General features: G+C 42.9%; 15 protein-coding genes. 7 read left to right on the top strand and 8 right to left on the bottom strand.

All coding sequences use genetic code 11. The features are described 5' to 3' along the window. The first annotated feature begins 16 nt into the window (after positions 1-16). Both LN893_RS03545 and LN893_RS03550 read left to right on the top strand, forming a co-directional pair. The gene (locus LN893_RS03545; protein WP_229968364.1) at positions 17-661 is read left to right on the top strand and encodes a hypothetical protein; all 645 of its coding nucleotides are present in this window, start codon (positions 17-19) and stop codon (positions 659-661) included. Continuing rightward, on the top strand, positions 615-1,835 hold the full coding sequence (locus LN893_RS03550; protein ID WP_229968366.1) for a hypothetical protein: 1,221 nt from the start codon (positions 615-617) through the stop codon (positions 1,833-1,835). Before LN893_RS03545 ends, LN893_RS03550 begins: the two co-directional genes overlap by 47 nt. A gap of 90 nt (positions 1,836-1,925) precedes the next feature. Here LN893_RS03550 and LN893_RS03555 read toward each other — a convergent pair whose 3' ends face one another. Further along, positions 1,926-3,563 carry a sulfatase-like hydrolase/transferase gene (locus LN893_RS03555; protein ID WP_229968368.1) on the bottom strand — a complete coding sequence of 546 codons (1,638 nt, stop codon included), beginning with the start codon at positions 3,561-3,563 and terminating at the stop codon, positions 1,926-1,928. A 503-nt stretch (positions 3,564-4,066) separates the two neighbouring features. Here LN893_RS03555 and LN893_RS20660 point away from each other — a divergent pair. From LN893_RS20660 to LN893_RS03570, 3 genes are all read left to right on the top strand, one after another. Next, positions 4,067-5,878: a MutS-related protein gene (locus tag LN893_RS20660; RefSeq protein WP_229968371.1), complete on the top strand. Its 1,812-nt coding sequence runs from the start codon at positions 4,067-4,069 to the stop codon at positions 5,876-5,878. A gap of 156 nt (positions 5,879-6,034) precedes the next feature. After that, positions 6,035-6,277: a hypothetical protein gene (locus tag LN893_RS03565; RefSeq protein WP_229968373.1), complete on the top strand. Its 243-nt coding sequence runs from the start codon at positions 6,035-6,037 to the stop codon at positions 6,275-6,277. 225 nt (positions 6,278-6,502) lie between these two features. Continuing rightward, the gene (locus LN893_RS03570) at positions 6,503-6,913 is read left to right on the top strand and encodes a hypothetical protein (protein ID WP_229968375.1); all 411 of its coding nucleotides are present in this window, start codon (positions 6,503-6,505) and stop codon (positions 6,911-6,913) included. A 103-nt stretch (positions 6,914-7,016) separates the two neighbouring features. Here LN893_RS03570 and tsf read toward each other — a convergent pair whose 3' ends face one another. The 6 genes from tsf to LN893_RS03600 form a co-directional block, all read right to left on the bottom strand. After that, positions 7,017-7,850, bottom strand: coding sequence for a translation elongation factor Ts (gene tsf / locus LN893_RS03575; RefSeq protein WP_229968377.1), 834 nt, complete (start codon positions 7,848-7,850; stop codon positions 7,017-7,019). Between the two features lie 191 nt (positions 7,851-8,041). Then, complete coding sequence (gene rpsB / locus LN893_RS03580) at positions 8,042-8,809, bottom strand: 30S ribosomal protein S2 (RefSeq protein ID WP_229968379.1); 768 nt, start codon at positions 8,807-8,809, stop codon at positions 8,042-8,044. Between the two features lie 21 nt (positions 8,810-8,830). Next, complete coding sequence (gene rpsI / locus LN893_RS03585; protein WP_229968381.1) at positions 8,831-9,217, bottom strand: 30S ribosomal protein S9; 387 nt, start codon at positions 9,215-9,217, stop codon at positions 8,831-8,833. A 7-nt stretch (positions 9,218-9,224) separates the two neighbouring features. Next, positions 9,225-9,674, bottom strand: a complete 450-nt coding sequence (gene rplM / locus LN893_RS03590) for a 50S ribosomal protein L13 (RefSeq protein ID WP_229968383.1) — start codon at positions 9,672-9,674, stop codon at positions 9,225-9,227. A 228-nt stretch (positions 9,675-9,902) separates the two neighbouring features. After that, positions 9,903-12,119: a M56 family metallopeptidase gene (locus tag LN893_RS03595; protein WP_229968385.1), complete on the bottom strand. Its 2,217-nt coding sequence runs from the start codon at positions 12,117-12,119 to the stop codon at positions 9,903-9,905. Position 12,120: 1 nt separating this feature from the next. Continuing rightward, complete coding sequence (locus LN893_RS03600; RefSeq protein WP_229968387.1) at positions 12,121-12,486, bottom strand: BlaI/MecI/CopY family transcriptional regulator; 366 nt, start codon at positions 12,484-12,486, stop codon at positions 12,121-12,123. Positions 12,487-12,694: 208 nt separating this feature from the next. Here LN893_RS03600 and LN893_RS03605 point away from each other — a divergent pair, with 208 nt between their 5' ends. Beyond that, positions 12,695-13,675: an NAD(P)H-quinone oxidoreductase gene (locus tag LN893_RS03605; RefSeq protein ID WP_229968390.1), complete on the top strand. Its 981-nt coding sequence runs from the start codon at positions 12,695-12,697 to the stop codon at positions 13,673-13,675. A gap of 136 nt (positions 13,676-13,811) precedes the next feature. Here the strand turns inward: LN893_RS03605 and LN893_RS03610 are convergent, their stop codons facing one another. Next, on the bottom strand, positions 13,812-14,525 hold the full coding sequence (locus LN893_RS03610) for an RluA family pseudouridine synthase (protein WP_229968392.1): 714 nt from the start codon (positions 14,523-14,525) through the stop codon (positions 13,812-13,814). Between the two features lie 242 nt (positions 14,526-14,767). Between LN893_RS03610 and LN893_RS03615 the strand changes: the two genes are divergently transcribed. Then, complete coding sequence (locus LN893_RS03615; protein ID WP_229968394.1) at positions 14,768-16,255, top strand: histidine kinase; 1,488 nt, start codon at positions 14,768-14,770, stop codon at positions 16,253-16,255. The last annotated feature ends 49 nt before the right edge of the window (positions 16,256-16,304 follow it).

The raw sequence follows: 16,304 nt of genomic DNA on the forward strand, positions 1-16,304 counted from the left end.
AGTACAATTAACTGATATGGAAGATAAATTAAAAGGATTTGTAAATGAGCATCGGGACGAATTCGATGTTTTTGAACCCAGACAGGAACTGTGGCAGGAGATATGTCAGGAAATTCCGCCTCTGAGGAAAGAGGTAAAAGTAATAAGCTTTAACTACGGAGAACGTTTAAAGTTCAGCGCCGACTTTATGTTTATGCGCATAGCAGCGGCAGCGTTGCTGCTCTTAGGTTGCGGCCTTACCTTTTTAGCGGCTAAAAAAAGCAGTTCAGGCTCTGACGGAGCCATGGCTGTGGCTACCGCAACAGAGGCGCCTGCTTTAAACACGATAGCCCCTGAAATGATAGAGGTAGAAGCGTACTACACCAGCCAGATTAACAGCAAAAAGAGCCAGCTGAGTAACTACGATGTAAAGGTGCTAGGGCTAGATGAACAGCAAAGCATAGACCGTGAGCTGATGCGCCTGGACAGCACGTACGGCCAACTAAAAAAGCAACTGTACACGACACCGAATAAAGACTTGGTAATAGACGCCATGATTCAGAACCTGCAGATACGAATTGAGGTGTTGAACCGCCAACTGGAGGTACTCCAGAAAATAGAAAGACTACAACAAAATGAAACTACTGACACAAAACATGATGAAACCGCTACTATACTATAACCTGAAATGCTACGCCTTTATACTTTTACTACTCACACCCGCTGTAGTATGGGCACAAGACCAGCCCAAGGGCACTAGGCTAGGCAAAGTGCCTGAACCCGCCTTGCAAGCTATCATGAATTTGGAAAAGCTCGAAAACCTAGCAAACCTAAATCAGCTGGCGAAGCTGGAAGAACTATCGGCCTTAGCTAGCCTGAGTAGTCTGGGAAGCTTGAGCAGCTTGAAAAGTTTGGGCGACATAAACATAATTATTCCAGATGTTAAAGTAGACTGTGCAAGCACCACTTTTGAGGCCGAAACACAGAAGACTTTCGACAAGACTTACAAGGTAGACAGCCGCGATATGCTTTCTATTGATAACAAGTTTGGCAGAGTGCATGTGAATACCTGGAACAAAAATGAGGTTCGGGTGCGGGTGGATATTAAAGCCAGAGCCAGCAACGAGCAGCGGGCACAGGAACTGCTGAACTCAATTAATATTGCTGAACGCAAGGAGGGAAACAACCTGGCCCTTAAAACCAATATTGGCTCCACGCAAAGCTCAGGAAACAGAGGAATGGAAATAAACTACACTGTTTATATGCCAGAAAGCAATGCTATCAACATCAAGAACAAATTCGGAGATGTTTACCTGCCCGATTTTAAAGGACAAGCGACGCTTGAAATTCAGCATGGTTCTTTAAAGGCAGAGCGATTGAGCAACGAGTCCAACTCTATAAAACTGGTGCATGGTTCAGGCAGGCACAGCTCTATCAGCTACATGAACAAAGGTGTTGTGGATGTGATGTACTCCACCTTGGTGATTGACGGTGCAAACCAGATTCAGTGCTCCTCTAAGTACAGCGATTTCAAAATAGGTAATGTGCAGGATGTACTGGATCTGGACATAAAGTATGGCTCACTGAATGTTGCCAACGTCAGCAGGGATGTGCAGAAGATTATCGTGGACGGTAGTTATTGCCCTATCACTATTAATTTCGAAGATAACTCGTCTGTTAACTTTGATGTGAAAGTACAGTTTGCTGATTTCAAGTATGATAAATCCCGTGTAAACGTCACCTCCCAAGGCCAGGATATGCATTCTGCAGAGTATAAAGGCAAATTAGGTTCTGCTGCTTCTAAAGGTACCGTTACAATTGTATCCAAGTTCGATGATGTGAGGTTTGCGAACTAGAATAGCTAAGACATTTTAAGGTTGTTTGTGATAATTGTTTTGAGGCAAAAGGGCTGGCATTCGCTGGTCCTTTTTGCTTTTGTCCTAAAATTATTCAAGTTTAAATTCTATCAAAGTACTAGGACCTCGTCCAAATATGTCTCCACTGAGAAAATATCTAATTTTGGGCAAGTTAGTATCATAAAGAGTAGGGCCATAGTTGTTTTTGATGTATTTTTCATTATATCCTTGTAACAACAATAAAGTCGGAAAGATTTGAGCGTGTGATTGTTGGTTAGGAGAAGGCACGGTAAAAGATTGGGCGTAGCCTGTCTTATCAAGAATCCACAGCGGAACATTTGCTTCAATTGGTAGTGTATTTATTGTACTGGCATGTGTAATACTTATTCCATCTCCTGAAAGATCTTGTCCATGATCTGAAGTATATACAATAAAGGTGCTATCCTGCGGTTGGATATTATGAATAAGCTTCCTCCAAAACCCATCTACCGTCCATCTTATCGAATTATAGTAAGCGTTGATAGACTTTTCTTTATCTTTCAACATACTTCTTTCTGAAAGAACAGGGCTAAAAAATACTGAATCTGGATGATATGTTCTGGCATAAGGCCAATGTGCACCAGCCTTGTTTACATAAACAAATATCTTATTGTTAGACTTTGATAACTTCAGCAGTAAGTCAGCAATAACAAAGTCTCTTTTGTAATATGGCTGTTCTAGCTGCTCTTCTGTTACTTGTACGAAATGGTCGATGCTCTTTAAATCTTGTGAGGACACAAAGTTCTGAAGCATTCCTCGTCCAATTTGTGCATCAATAAAGTAGGTAGTGTAACCAGCTTGCTTTGCATACTGAAAAATGTTAGATTTTTTAAGTGCCTGCTTTTCTTTATCTGGTAGTTCCTGGCTCCTAAGACCGCTCATGAGTGCAATATTGCTACCTGCGCTATAATTAGTATAAGCCGATGCGATGCCAAAATTTTGAAGCTGATCACTCACACTCTTAAGGAATGGTGTAGTGTTTGAATTGTTGCCATTAATAGAAAGCGCACCTCCGGTAATACTCTCGTCTACTATAAGGAAAAGGTGCTTTACACCAGCCTGTTCAGGACTAATTTGAACAGGTGTTCTTGAGGTGTTAGGTAAGGTGTGGTTGTAGGCTAAAATGGTGCTTAATGGTACCCTGTAAAAAACTGGCAAGTCGTCTATTACGCCCAACGATCTGTTTATGTACCAGTAACTAAGAACTATCAAGGGGAGTAAAACAAGAGTATATCCTGTTTTATACACATGTTTTATTCTTTTATTGGCAAAGCAAAGCGCTGCTCCAGTTGCTATGGTTCCGGCCAAGGCAAACACTAGAGGTAAAGTATAATTATTGAAGGCTTCTGACAATAGATGAGTGTTATTAATAGCAGTGTGTGCATCAGCATAGGTATAGTTGTAGCCTGTAATAAAGCGGTACACTAGACTTATGAATAAAAGCGGTAGCCATACTGCTGCAGAAGCAATCCGTATAGTTTTGTTCTTGTTAAACAAAACAATCTGTAAACCCCAAACAGTTAGTCCAAAAATAATAAGGTATAAGGCTAAGTTTGCAACGCTGTTTCTGAACAACAGCATTTGCAGTAAATAATAAACCCTTCCAGGACGCATTTCGACAGTTACAACAAACAGACAAAGAAAAATATATAAAATAGTTGTTCTATATAATGTAGAAGGAGCACGCATAATGGGTAGTCTTACTAATAACTAAAGGTTTTAATAAATTAAATTTAGTATAAAGAGCAAAGTTAGTTTAATAACCTGATTACTTCTTTCAAGATCTATCTTAGCTTTTGTCCCTCGATAACGAGGGACAAAACAATGTTTGGATGATAGTCTGTTAATGCTTGAGTAGTATTGACAGACAATTACCGAAAACAACTAAAGCTAGATTTTACTATGATCCAATTCATGTGATATAAATGCTAGTAGTGTTAAATGAGAAACAACAACATCTAAAAGCTTGTTGTTTTGTATCTTTAGCAGAATAGGCAAAAATTGCAATATATAGCGCAATTGAAAGAACCCTCAAGGGAAAAGATGTTACTATAGCAAAAAGGGTTTGGAGGGAAGATTGACGAATTAGAAGTACTACTGAAGTGTGCAACTAAAGGTGAATTATTTTCATTAAGCATTGCAAAATGAAAATGAGCCGTCATGTTAGCGGTAAATACTAAACTTAGATAAGAGTGATTGAACAAAGAGAAAATCTATTCAAACAGCGGGCAGAAAGCTTTGCCGAACAGGAAAAAGGTGCCTCCTCTAAATCTGGCGTGGTGTCGTGGCTGCGGGTGGTGGTGTTTTTGGCAGGTGTTGCTGCGGCTTACTACTTCTTTAGCAGCGGGAACAATGTGGCTGGTGCGATGGCTATACTTGGTTCCTACATCATGTTCCTGGTGGTTATGCGTTGGCACAGCCGTCTCGATTTCAAGTACCAGCACCTGGTGCTGCAGCGCAAAGTAAACGAGTTTGAGGTAGAGCGGCTGCACGGCAGGCTACAGCAGTTTGACGGCGGAGATACCTTCATAAATGCGCAGCACCCTTATACTTCAGATTTAGATATATTTGGACAGAACTCGCTTTTTCAGCTGCTGAACCGCTCTGTTACAACGATAGGCAGAGCTAAACTGGCTGGCTGGCTACAAGCCGCAGCCAAACCCGACGAGGTTGTGCAGCGGCAGGAGGCGGTGGCGGAAATGGCAAGCCCTACGCAACTCGATTGGCTACAGCACCTACTGGCATTGCCCATGCACTACAAGCACGACAAAGAGCCAGCAAACGAATTTATACTTTGGCTGCGGGAGCGTACTTTCTTTACGCAGCATTCCGTTCTTAAAGTGCTTCTTTTTATACTGCCCGTTATTACGTTGGCTGCTATTGCAGCCTGGATTTACGGCTACAGTGGCTATATACCAGTGTTCTTTCTGTTAGTACAGTACCTGCTGAGCTATAAATTTGCAGTGGTTCGGGATGAGTATTATGAGAATAGCGTGGGTATGTACGATGCCATGCGTAGCTATACACGCCAATTGCAGCACTTGGAGCAACACCAGTTCGCTTGTGCTAAGTTACAGCAGCTACAGAGCCAGCTGCTGCAGCACAATACCAATGCCTCTGCTGCTGTAGGTAAGCTGTCCACCATCATCGATTTCTTTTCGTGGCGACTGAGTGCACTCATGAGCTTTTTCCTGAACACCATCCTGATGTGGGATTTCTTCTGGATATACAGATTAGAGAACTGGAAAGAGAAGCACCTGGAGCAGGTGGGCAATGCTATAGATGTGCTGGCGGAGTTTGAGGCGCTGGCAAGTATAGCCGCTTTTCAACATGCGCATCCTGCCTACACAGTACCTTTGTTAAGCGTCCAACCCTTCGAGGTGAAGGCGAAGACCTTGGCGCATCCGCTTATTTTTTCAGTTAATCCCGTTGCCAACGATTTTGAAATAGCAGGCGCTGGCAATACGATGGTCATAACAGGTTCCAACATGTCGGGGAAAACCACTTTCTTGCGCACGGTAGGTATAAACATGGTGCTGGCCTTTACGGGTGCTCCTGCCTGTGCTGAAGGTTTTACGGTGGCGCCCGCTCAGGTATATACAGCCATGCGCACCGTAGATAATCTGGCAGAAAACACCTCCTCTTTCTATGCAGAACTGAAACGCTTACGGGTGCTGCTCGAGCTTACTGCGCAAGGGCAACCTGTTTTTTACCTGTTGGATGAGATACTCAAAGGCACCAACTCCCGCGATCGTCATCACGGCGCAATGGCCCTGATACGCCAGCTGCACAAGCGCAATGCCTCTGGCCTCATCTCCACCCACGATTTGGAGCTGGGTGCGATGGAGCAGGAACTGCCAGGCAGCGTATACAACTATAGCTTCAACAGCGACATCATTGGCGACGAGATTAAGTTTGATTACAAGCTGCAAAGAGGTGTTTGCCGAAGCTTTAACGCCAGCAAGCTCATGCAACTGATGGGCATAGAGATGGAGCGTTCCTGATAAAGCCTTGACAAAAGACAAAGGAGCAGTATTCAGTATTTATTCTGCTTTTGCTTTTCTCAACTTGAATTAGCTCTCACCTCATTAACTAATCAATTCATTAGTATATTACTCAATTATCACATCAGCACATTAACCAATTAGCACATTAAGCCCATGAGAACCGTAGCCGACATCCCACACTCAAGTATGAAAATCACCTTACTCGCCTGGAACGGGAAGTATTTACTGAAGCTGGAGAAAGGGGATTTTGAACAGACCTATAAGATAAGCGAAATGAACGTGATAGGAGACGAAGGCGCTAAGGCCCTGCTAGACGAAGAATTTTTAGAAGCTGTCTCAAATCGCTTCACCGATATGCGCAATGCCTTTGTCTCTACCATGAGGCGGAACGGTTAAAACCGCTGCCACTTTTCTACAATAGAACATACTTTTATGCCGCCTTTATTTCTGCACCAGCAGAAATAAAGGCGGTTCTGTTTTGGGAACAGCGTTAATTTTTATACTTTAAGTAGCTGAAAGTGTAGTATTTCGCTATATAAAAATTAGAAATTAAAATTAGGAATGAGATTTAAGTACTTTTAGTACACTACCGTTTATTATACACATTAAAAGATTGTTCATATGAAATCCCTTAACTACATTCTTGCTACAGTAGTAGTTCTGCTTAGCTTTGGAGCATATGCTCAGTCAAATGGACAACAAGCATTTTTAAAGAAATTTGAGTCTTTTAAGGAAACTCCATACGCTAAAATGAGTTGGACTCTGTCACCTGATGCTTCTGAAAGCGCTGCCCATTCGATACCAATGCCAAACCCTATCGATGTTACAAAGACGCATACTGAAGACCCTGAATCAGGCTTATGGCATTATACGAACATTGGTAAAGTTCTTGACCCTGAAACTGGGTACTATATTGACTATGATGCCCACAGATATTACATGTATCGTGTAGATTCCAAGGCAGGTAAAATCTACAAGGGAAAACCAGAAATCGAGGTAAAGAGGCAAAAAGTTGATGAATCGAAAGGCTAATACTAATTTGATTCTAATTATATAGAATCGAATTAGTGTTAACAACAGGCATAAAAAAAGCCCGCTGAAAGCGGGCTTTTTCTTTTACGTTAGCAGCGGCTAATTAACCGATAGCTACACGCTTGAACTCGTTTACTGTTAAGCCTTTGCTTGTTTTCTCAAGCAACTGAGCGATAGTAAGAGAAGAATCTTTTACAAACTCCTGGTTCAACAGTGTATTTTCTTTGTAGAACTTGTTCAGTTTACCCTGAGCAATTTTCTCAAGCATTGCTTCTGGCTTACCTTCAGCACGCGCTTGCTCTTTACCAACTTCAATCTCACGCTGAACAGTAGCAGCATCAACACCGTCTTTGTCCAAAGCGATTGGCTTCATAGCTGCAATTTGCATCGCGATATCTTTGCCAACCTCAGTTACGTCAGTACCGCTAGTGTTGTTAAGGCCTACCAATACACCTAATTTGCCATTAGAGTGGTTGTAAGCAACAACTTTATCAGCTTTCACAGTCTCGTAAGAAACAACGTCAATTTTCTCACCGATTTTACCCATCAAATCTGTCAGGTGGTCTTGTAACGGACGACCATCAGCCTGAGGAGCCGCTAACAATTCTTCTTTAGAGGCAGCGTTTGTAGAAACGGCTGTAGAGAGAACTCTTTGTGCCAGCTCCTGGAAATCGGCCACTTTAGATACTGGCTCTGTTTCGCAAGCAACAGCTACTGCTACGCCAGTAGAACCGTCTTCCGAAATTTGAGTAAGTACTGCACCTTCAGAAGTTTCATTGTCAGCACGCTTGTTAGCGATTTTCTGACCTGCCTTACGCAGAATATCTTTAGCTGCTTCGAAATCGCCGTTTGCTTCAGTAAGCGCTTTCTTGCAGTCCATCATACCAGCTCCAGTTTCCTGGCGCAGTTTGTTAACGTCTTGTGCTGTAATAGCCATTTTTTCTATAATTATAAATTAGAAATTATGAATTAGAAATTATCAAAGGAATATAAGAACTATGCCTTTAGCTATAGTTTAAAAGCTAATGCCTAGGTTCTAATATCTTTTCTCATTCCCCTAAAACAAACTGAACATTGAAGCAGCTGGGCCCAATGTTCAGTTTGTTCTTTTTCAATATAAACTAAAGCTTATTGTTCGTCAGCTTCTTGCTTTTCTTTGATGCCTTCTTCTTCAGAACGCTTACGCTCAGTTTCTTCTTTGTCTACTTTGCGCTCAGACAAGCCTTCTTCAATAGCCTTACCCATGATAGACACGATAAGAGAGATTGATTTTGAAGCATCGTCGTTTGCAGGAATTGGGTAGTCTACCAACTCTGGGTTAGAGTTAGTATCGCAAACCGCAAATACTGGCAGGTTCAATTTATGAGCCTCTTTCACAGCGATGTGCTCACGCTTCACGTCAACGATGAAAAGCGCTGCAGGAAGTCTAGAAAGATCAGCGATACCGCCCAATACTCTTTCCAGTTTTTCACGCTCACGTGTAAGCATTAATCTTTCACGCTTTGCGATAGCTGCATAAGCTGTGTTGTCTTTAACCATCTTATCGATAGTAGACATTTTCTTAAGAGACTTACGCACTGTAGCGAAGTTAGTAAGCATACCGCCTAACCAACGATCGGTAACGTAAGGCATTTTAAGACGCTTCGCCTCTTCCGTAACGATGTCCTGTGCCTGCTTCTTAGTAGCCACGAACATAATCTTACGGCCAGACTTTGCGATGTTCTTGATAGCAGCAGTAGCCTCATCAAGCGCAACCAGCGTTTTGTTCAGGTCAATGATGTGGATCCCGTTCTTCTCCATGAAGATATACGGAGCCATTTTCGGATCCCACTTGCGGGTAAGGTGGCCAAAGTGAACACCTGCCTCAAGTAATTCTTTATAATTAGTACTTGCCATGTTGTTGATACACCTTTAATATTAACGTTTACTGAACTGGAATGAACGACGCGCCTTACGCTTACCGTACTTCTTACGCTCTACCATACGTGGGTCACGCGTGATGAAGCCTTCTTTTCTAAGTACAGACTTAGTCTCGGCGTTTTCTACTACCAGTGCTTTAGATATTGCAAGTCTTAGCGCTTCAGCCTGGCCGCTTACACCACCACCTTTTAAATTAGCAGTAACATCGTACTTGCCAATTGATTCTAAGGTTCTAAACGGCTGATTCACTATAGTCTGCAGTACTTCGCTAGGGAAGTACGTTTTGATATCTTTACCGTTAATAGTGATATTCCCTTGCCCAGGCGTCATATAGATGCGCGCCACCGAGGTTTTTCTTCTACCAGATGTATTGATAACTTCCATTAATTAATTAAATGTTGAGGGTTAATTCTTTAGGCTGCTGAGCTGCAAAAGGATGCTCGCTTCCTGTAAAAACATGAAGATTTCTAAAAAGCTCGCGACCTAGTGGTCCTTTAGGCAACATGCCACGAACCGCGCGCTCTACAAGCAGCGTTGATGATTTAGCCTTAAGCTCACGTGGAGAAGTCTTCTTCTGACCACCTGGGTAACCAGTGTGCGTCAGGTAGTACTTCTGATCCCACTTACGGCCAGAGAAACGTACGTTGTCAGAGTTGATAACGATTACGTTGTCGCCGCAGTCAGCATTAGGCGTGTATGAGGGCTTGTTCTTGCCCTTCAGGATCTTGGCGATTTCAGACGCCACGCGACCCAAGTTTCCTTGTCCAGCATCAACAATCACCCAGCCTTTGTTGGCTGACTTTTTGCTGATGTGCAAGGTCTTGTAACTTAAATGATCCATTTTTAGTGGTTGTAAGCGGTTTTTATTTAACTATTAATTTCTTTCGGTTCTCGAAAAATGGTCACAAAGATACAATATACTTTTTTGATATGCAATAGATTGTGTAGAAATATACTGTGTAACAGGGAAATAGTAAGTTAAAGTGATTGTTAATTTGTATTATTCTCAAACAAATGTCTCTAAAGACACAGTCGGTCACCTTTAGAGACATTTGTTTGAGAATTAACTTTACTCTTCTTTTATCCTCACAGGAGGTGGCGGAGGAGGAAGAGGAGGAAGTTCACCATATTTATTCTCTGCTTGAGTAACATTGTTGCTGTCGTACAGGTTATAAACTTCTTCTGTGCCCGATTTAAGGTATAAGTGAATGAGGCGTATTTTGTTTTCGCCTTCATTTCTTAAAGTCCAGCCTACTTGCTGCACTTTTGGGTTCCGTTTTAAAAATGACTTGTATTCTTCTGTTTGATTGGCTTCGTCTGGAATATATGGAGGTTCTACCTGTTTATCTCGTTTTACCACTGGCGGAGCGTACTTCTTAATTTCTTTATCTCGCTTTACGATTGGTGGCGAATCGGGCAGTCTGCCATACTTCTTCTCAGCTCCGGCTATACTTTGCTTATCGTTTAGTTGGTATATTTCCTCCTTTCCTGATTTCAGTTTGACAACCACCTTCCCGCCCGATAGCAAGGAAATATCACTTACTGAAGGGTTCTGTTTTAGGAAAGTTTGATAGTCTCTGGATGAACGCAAGTCCTGCTGCTTATTCTGTTGTGCAGGTGGAGGAGGCGGCGGCGCAGGCAACGCTGGCGGTGGAGGAGGGGGTAGCGGTGCCTCGGCAGGTACTGGTGGAGCGGGCGGCGGCGGTGGAGGTAATGGCAAAGCTCCGTATTTCTTCTCGGCCGCAGCTATACTTTCTTTATCCTTAAAATCATATGTTTCTTTTTGGCCAGATTTCAGGTGCAACACAATTTTGCCTTCTTCCCAATGCAGGTTTTCCACAGTAGGGTTCTTCTCCAGAAATTCCCTTACATGCTTTGGTACGCTGGGCGTTTGCTGCTGTGGATCTTGTAGGCCGGTTTTGATGTGTGGCGGCAGCTTACCATACTTTTTTTCAAGCGCATCTACACTTTGCTTGTCTTTTAAATTGTAAGTTTCTGTATCACCAGACTTTGATTTAATCGTAATTTTGTCACCTGAAATCACCCGCTTCTCCTCAAAGCTCCCTACTGGGTTTGTTATAACATAATTGCTATAAGGATTGGGAGTGGCTGTTTTACCTTGAGCTGTGTCTTCCGAAGATGACTCGCCTTTATCGTTAGAAGTCAACTTTACGCCATACCTTCTGTTGGCGTCTGCTAAATCCTGTTCGTTATTTAATAGATAGGTTTCTTCTTTTCCATTTCTGAGTTTAATCACCAATGTGTTTGGCGCAGACCAACTGGTATATTCGAGGTCAAGGTTGTTCTTCACATAAACATCTGGGGCAACCTCTATATATTCTGCTGTATTATTTGTTCTTTTTTCAGTGACAACTCTTGTAATTTTTTGGTCTTGCACCGCAGATTGTTCTTTAGTTTGAGCCACACCATTAAAAGCAAGCACAAGAGCAGTAGCAACAGGTACTACCACCAGAAATCGGAGCAGGTTTGTTTTGGTACTCGGATTCTTGTTCATCATAGCTATGCGTTGTTTTATAGTTAAAAAATTGAAGTTATTGGCAATTGCTGAGCCTTGAGATAGGCCGCTGACCCTGATTAGGCTGTACTGGTAAGCTTTGCTGTCGAGGCCGCTTTGCAGTACCTTACTATCGGCGATAAACTCAAGGTTTTGTTTTATAGCGAGTTTCATGAGCCAGGCGCCTGGGTTAAACCAGTAGAAAACCGTGCTCAGCTCCGACAGCAGCACATCCAGTGTGTGCCACTCTTTTACATGCACCTGCTCGTGCCGAAGTATAGGCACCAGTTCTTCTGGCTGATACTTGGCAGGATTTAGAAAGATTGACCGCCAGAAGGAGAAGGGATTGATGTCCTGCTGTACCCGCCTATAGTTAAAGCCATGCAGCTGCGCATTTTTCGACTGCAGATACAGCCTATACAGCGATAGCAGCTGTAGAGCAAAACGTACAAGTAGCACGCCCACTCCAAACCAGAAAATTAGTATGAGCAATTGCCATACATCAAAAGCAGCAGGAGCCTGTTTAGGTTGCGGCTCTATGTAATACCATTCAGGCGATACAGCAACCAATTTTTGGGTTAGTTGCTTGTTTTCTGCCATCAATTTAGAAAGATCTATAAAAGGATAAACCGTAGAAAAAGCTATTCCAAAAATCAGAAAACAGCGATTTAAAGTATAGAAAGTAAGCCTGCGCAGCACAAAGAAGTACGCCAGGTAAAATAGTACCAGGGCTACGTTTACTTTCAGCAAGTATAAGATCAGGCTTGGCATATCATTCTGTTTTTTTGTTTTCGATCATGTCAATAATCTCTTTCAGTTCGGCTGCGCTTATCTGCTTTTCTTTAGCGAAAAAGGCCACGAGTTCTTTGTAGGAGTTTTTAAAGTAGTCTCCTACAAAGCCTTTCATGAAGCGCTTTTTGTAGTCTTCGGCTTTGATGATAGGCGTGTAGCGGTAGGTGTTCCCAAACTTCTCGCTGGAGAGGTATTCCTTTTTCTCAAGGTTCTTTACAGTAGAGGCCAGTGTGGTGTAAGGCGGTTTCGGCTCAGGCAGCCGTTCCAGAAAATCCTTGATGAACCCGCCATCTAACTCCCAGATTATCTGCATAGCCTCCTCTTCCTGTTGTGTTAACTTTTCCATAGTATTACGATATTTCCGTATAATTACGAATATTTCGTAATAAAGTCAATGCGCTTGGAGGATATTTTAAAATATTTATTATCATGAACTTATGGATGCTCATTAACCCAGAAAAAGGCGTGGTGGCTGTTAAAATATCTTTACCAGCTTATCTTGCGTCTATTATTAGAAGTCTAACATCTAATCTCTAACTTCTAAAATCTTACGAATGAAAGCGATACTTGTAAAACAACCTGGCGGACCAGAGCAGCTGGAACTAGGGGAATATGAGCAGCCTCTGCCGAACTCTAACGAACTGTTAGTGCGGGTGCATGCCACTGCCTTGAACAGAGCTGATACACTACAGCGTGAAGGTAAGTACCCGCCGCCAAAGGGTGCGAGTCCGCTACTGGGGCTGGAGATGGCAGGGGAGGTGGTAGAGGCAGGTATAAACTGCAGCAGGTTTAAAAAAGGCGACAAGGTATTTGGTTTGCTACCAGGCGGTGGCTACGCAGAGTATGCCATCATAAGCGAAGCCATGGCCATGCCTGTACCTGCCCATCTAAGCATGGAAGAGGCAACTGCCATACCTGAAGTGTTTCTAACGGCTTATCAGGCGTTGGTGTGGCTTGGAAGGCTACAGGCAGGAGAGCACGTGTTAGTTCATGCAGGAGCCAGTGGCGTAGGTACGGCTGCGATACAGCTGGCGCGCGCGCTAAATGCGGAGGTGCTGGTAACAGCATCTGAACATAAATTACAGGCCTGCCTCGATTTAGGAGCAAACAAAGCTATAAACTATAAAGATGTATCTTTTGATGATGCCGTGCTGGCACATACCAACTCAGAGGGCGTCGATGTAATCGTGGATTTTATAGGAGGGCCCTACTTCAAAAAGAACCTCGACTGTCTCCGCACCGACGGTAGATTGGTAATGCTGGCTACACTTGGCGGCGGGAAGATAGATGAACTGGATTTGCGCAAAATATTGGCGAAGCGGCTGCAGGTAATTGGCTCCACCTTACGCTCCCGCTCTAGAGAATACCAGGTAAAACTGACGGAGGAAATGAGCGCTTTTGCTTTACCTCTCTTCGAAAGTGGCGATATAAAGCCTGTCGTTGATTCTGTATTTGATTGGAAAGATGTAGCCGAGGCGCATCGGTACATGGAGCAGAACAAGAATATAGGCAAAATTGTGCTGCGGGTAGGTTGAGGCTTGACAAAAGTCTTTTGAATGACAAAAGATAAGTAGGCGGAGGTACAGTTGGCAATTTATCAAGGTGGCTAAAAGGCAAAGGACAAAAGAGAAGTGCAAGTTTGTCTTTTGCCTTTTAGTTCTTTTACCAGAGTTAAGAATGTGCTCGTAGCTGCTTCACCAGCACAGCAAAATCTTTAGGGTAAGGAGCCTCTACTTTTACTTTCTCACCGTCTAATAGCGTAAAGCCGATAGTTTGGGAGTGGAGTGCAAAACGCTTGATTAGCGGTTGTTCCTCCGTTTGCTGCTTTAGGTTAAAGCCTCGTTTCAGGCTGCTCAGGTACACGTTTTCACCGCCATATAGTTCGTCGCCTACAATAGGAGCTTTCAGGAAAGACAGGTGTATGCGTATCTGGTGCAGGCGGCCTGTTACAGGCATACACTCCACCAACGTATGGCGGCTATAGTTCTCTAGGGTGGTAAAGTACGTCTCAGCAGGTTTTCCTTTTGGCGTAAGTTTCGCCACGCCTTTGGCACTCGGAAAAATAGACCTGTTCACCAGTTCGTCCTCAAATTTATGGATACCGTTGGCAACGGCATGGTATACTTTATACACCTCGCGCGCCTCAAACTGCATGGCCACGTGGCGGTACGTCTCTGGGCTTTTGGCAAACACCAAACAACCCGAGGTGTCCTTATCCAAACGGTGGCAGGCCTGAAGGTCAGGGTTGTGCTGCTTTGCAAGTTTAAGAAGGTTGGTCGTGTTCGGCGTGCGGTCTTCCAGCGTAGCCAGAAAAGGCGGCTTGTTCACCACCAGGTACTCATCATTCTCAAATATGATTAGGTCTTTAAAGACAGGATATTTCATCTACTTATACTATAAATTCAGTTACAGCTAAGGTTTACAGCTGTTTATTTTGCAAAGATACTGAATTTTTACGTGCTCTGTTGTCTGCAGCGGTTGATGTGCGATCTTGTATTTTCATTCCTGTTCATCACTTTACATTAAGCGGTTTCTCCCGTTTCATCACATCTTTTGCCATCTTCATCACATTTATTTTTCTGCTTTAGAACTTACCTGTAAGATTGTATCAAAACAAAAACACGACGATGCGTTACAGAAAAATTGAGTTTTGGGTAATAACAGGGGTTTTTATCTTTATCATTTTCAGCTTTGTGCAGGAGGCGGCAAGTATTCTTAGCCGCTACGATAACTATGACATGCAATACTACGGCCAGCACTTTCTAGAAAGAGGCCTGCGCTTCGATTACCTACAGCACCATACTTACCCATTGCTGGCTTATTACCTCACAGTATACCTATCCTTTCTGATCGTTAATTTTTATATTTATCCAAAGCTCTACCTGAAAAAGGACTATACCTTAATGGTACTCCTCGGGCTGCTGGTTTACTTTGGTGTTGTTATCTCTTTTTCAGTTACCGACACTTGGTACAAAGGATATATGCAGGTGGGGTTTGGTTACTTCTTCTTTAAAAACCTGGTGCTGATAATTGTACTACTTGGAGGCTACACGCTATACATTTTTATAAAAGAAGCAGCCAAGAAGTACTACATGCTTCATGAAAGAAGTGTTGAAGGTATTATGCCTGATGTAAAGCGGGATGTGCAGATAGTAGGAAGCATATGGATAGGTGTATTGCTGCTAATTACGTTTTCGTATGACGAAGATGTATGGGCATTTTGGTTTACAATGGTACCTTGTGCTTATTTCTTATACGCCTTGAACAGGTATATACTTTTGCCAGAATATGAACTGAATAGCAAGCTGCTTTGGCCATACTTGGTTAAGTTACTTTCTTATTCGTTGTTGCTTATCATTCCTTTCGTGCTCGTTTTCTGTGCTATCATAAACAACTTTGAAGAAGAAATATTTTTTATATTTTGGATTGGGCAACTGTTTGTAATTGGTACGTTGTCATGGTTGGTTCACAGAGCAGGTAAAAAGAAAATGAACCAAATTGTTACTTTAAAGAAAGAGCTCGGGCAAACTACGGCAGATCTTCAGTTTCTGCGTTCTCAAATTAACCCGCACTTTTTGTTTAATGCCCTCAATACGCTGTACGGTACTGCTTTGCAAGAAAACAGCGAACGCACCGCACAAGGTATACAAATGCTCGGCGACATGATGCGGTTTATGATTCATGAAAACCACCAACAGAAAATTCTGCTTTCGCGTGAGATAGAGTACATGCGAAACTACATCGAGTTGCAGTCGCTACGGGTATCTACATCGCCAGATATCAGCATTGAGGCTAAAATAGAAGATGTGCTGGAAGAGAAGTTTATAGCGCCGATGCTGCTCATTCCGTTTGTAGAGAATGCCTTTAAGCACGGTATAAGTTTAAAGCATAAGTCCTGGATTAGAATAACGCTGCACTGCAAGGATAACAACCTGTACTTCGATGTATATAACAGCACGCATCCTAAGCAGGAGCAAGACCCAGAAAAGGATCAGTCGGGTATAGGATTGGAGAATGTGAAGCAGCGCCTGGCTTTGCTGTACCCTGCAAAGCACGAGTTAGTGATAAGAGAAACATCCGAAGAGTATTTTGTGCACCTGACGCTGCAGTTGTAAAGCATTTACAGTAGGTGGTAAATATGGTGGAAAGGTGTATCTTAAGCTT

The sequence above is a fragment of the Pontibacter harenae genome (assembly GCF_020907245.1).
GTDB classification, from domain to species: Bacteria; Bacteroidota; Bacteroidia; order Cytophagales; family Hymenobacteraceae; genus Pontibacter; species Pontibacter harenae.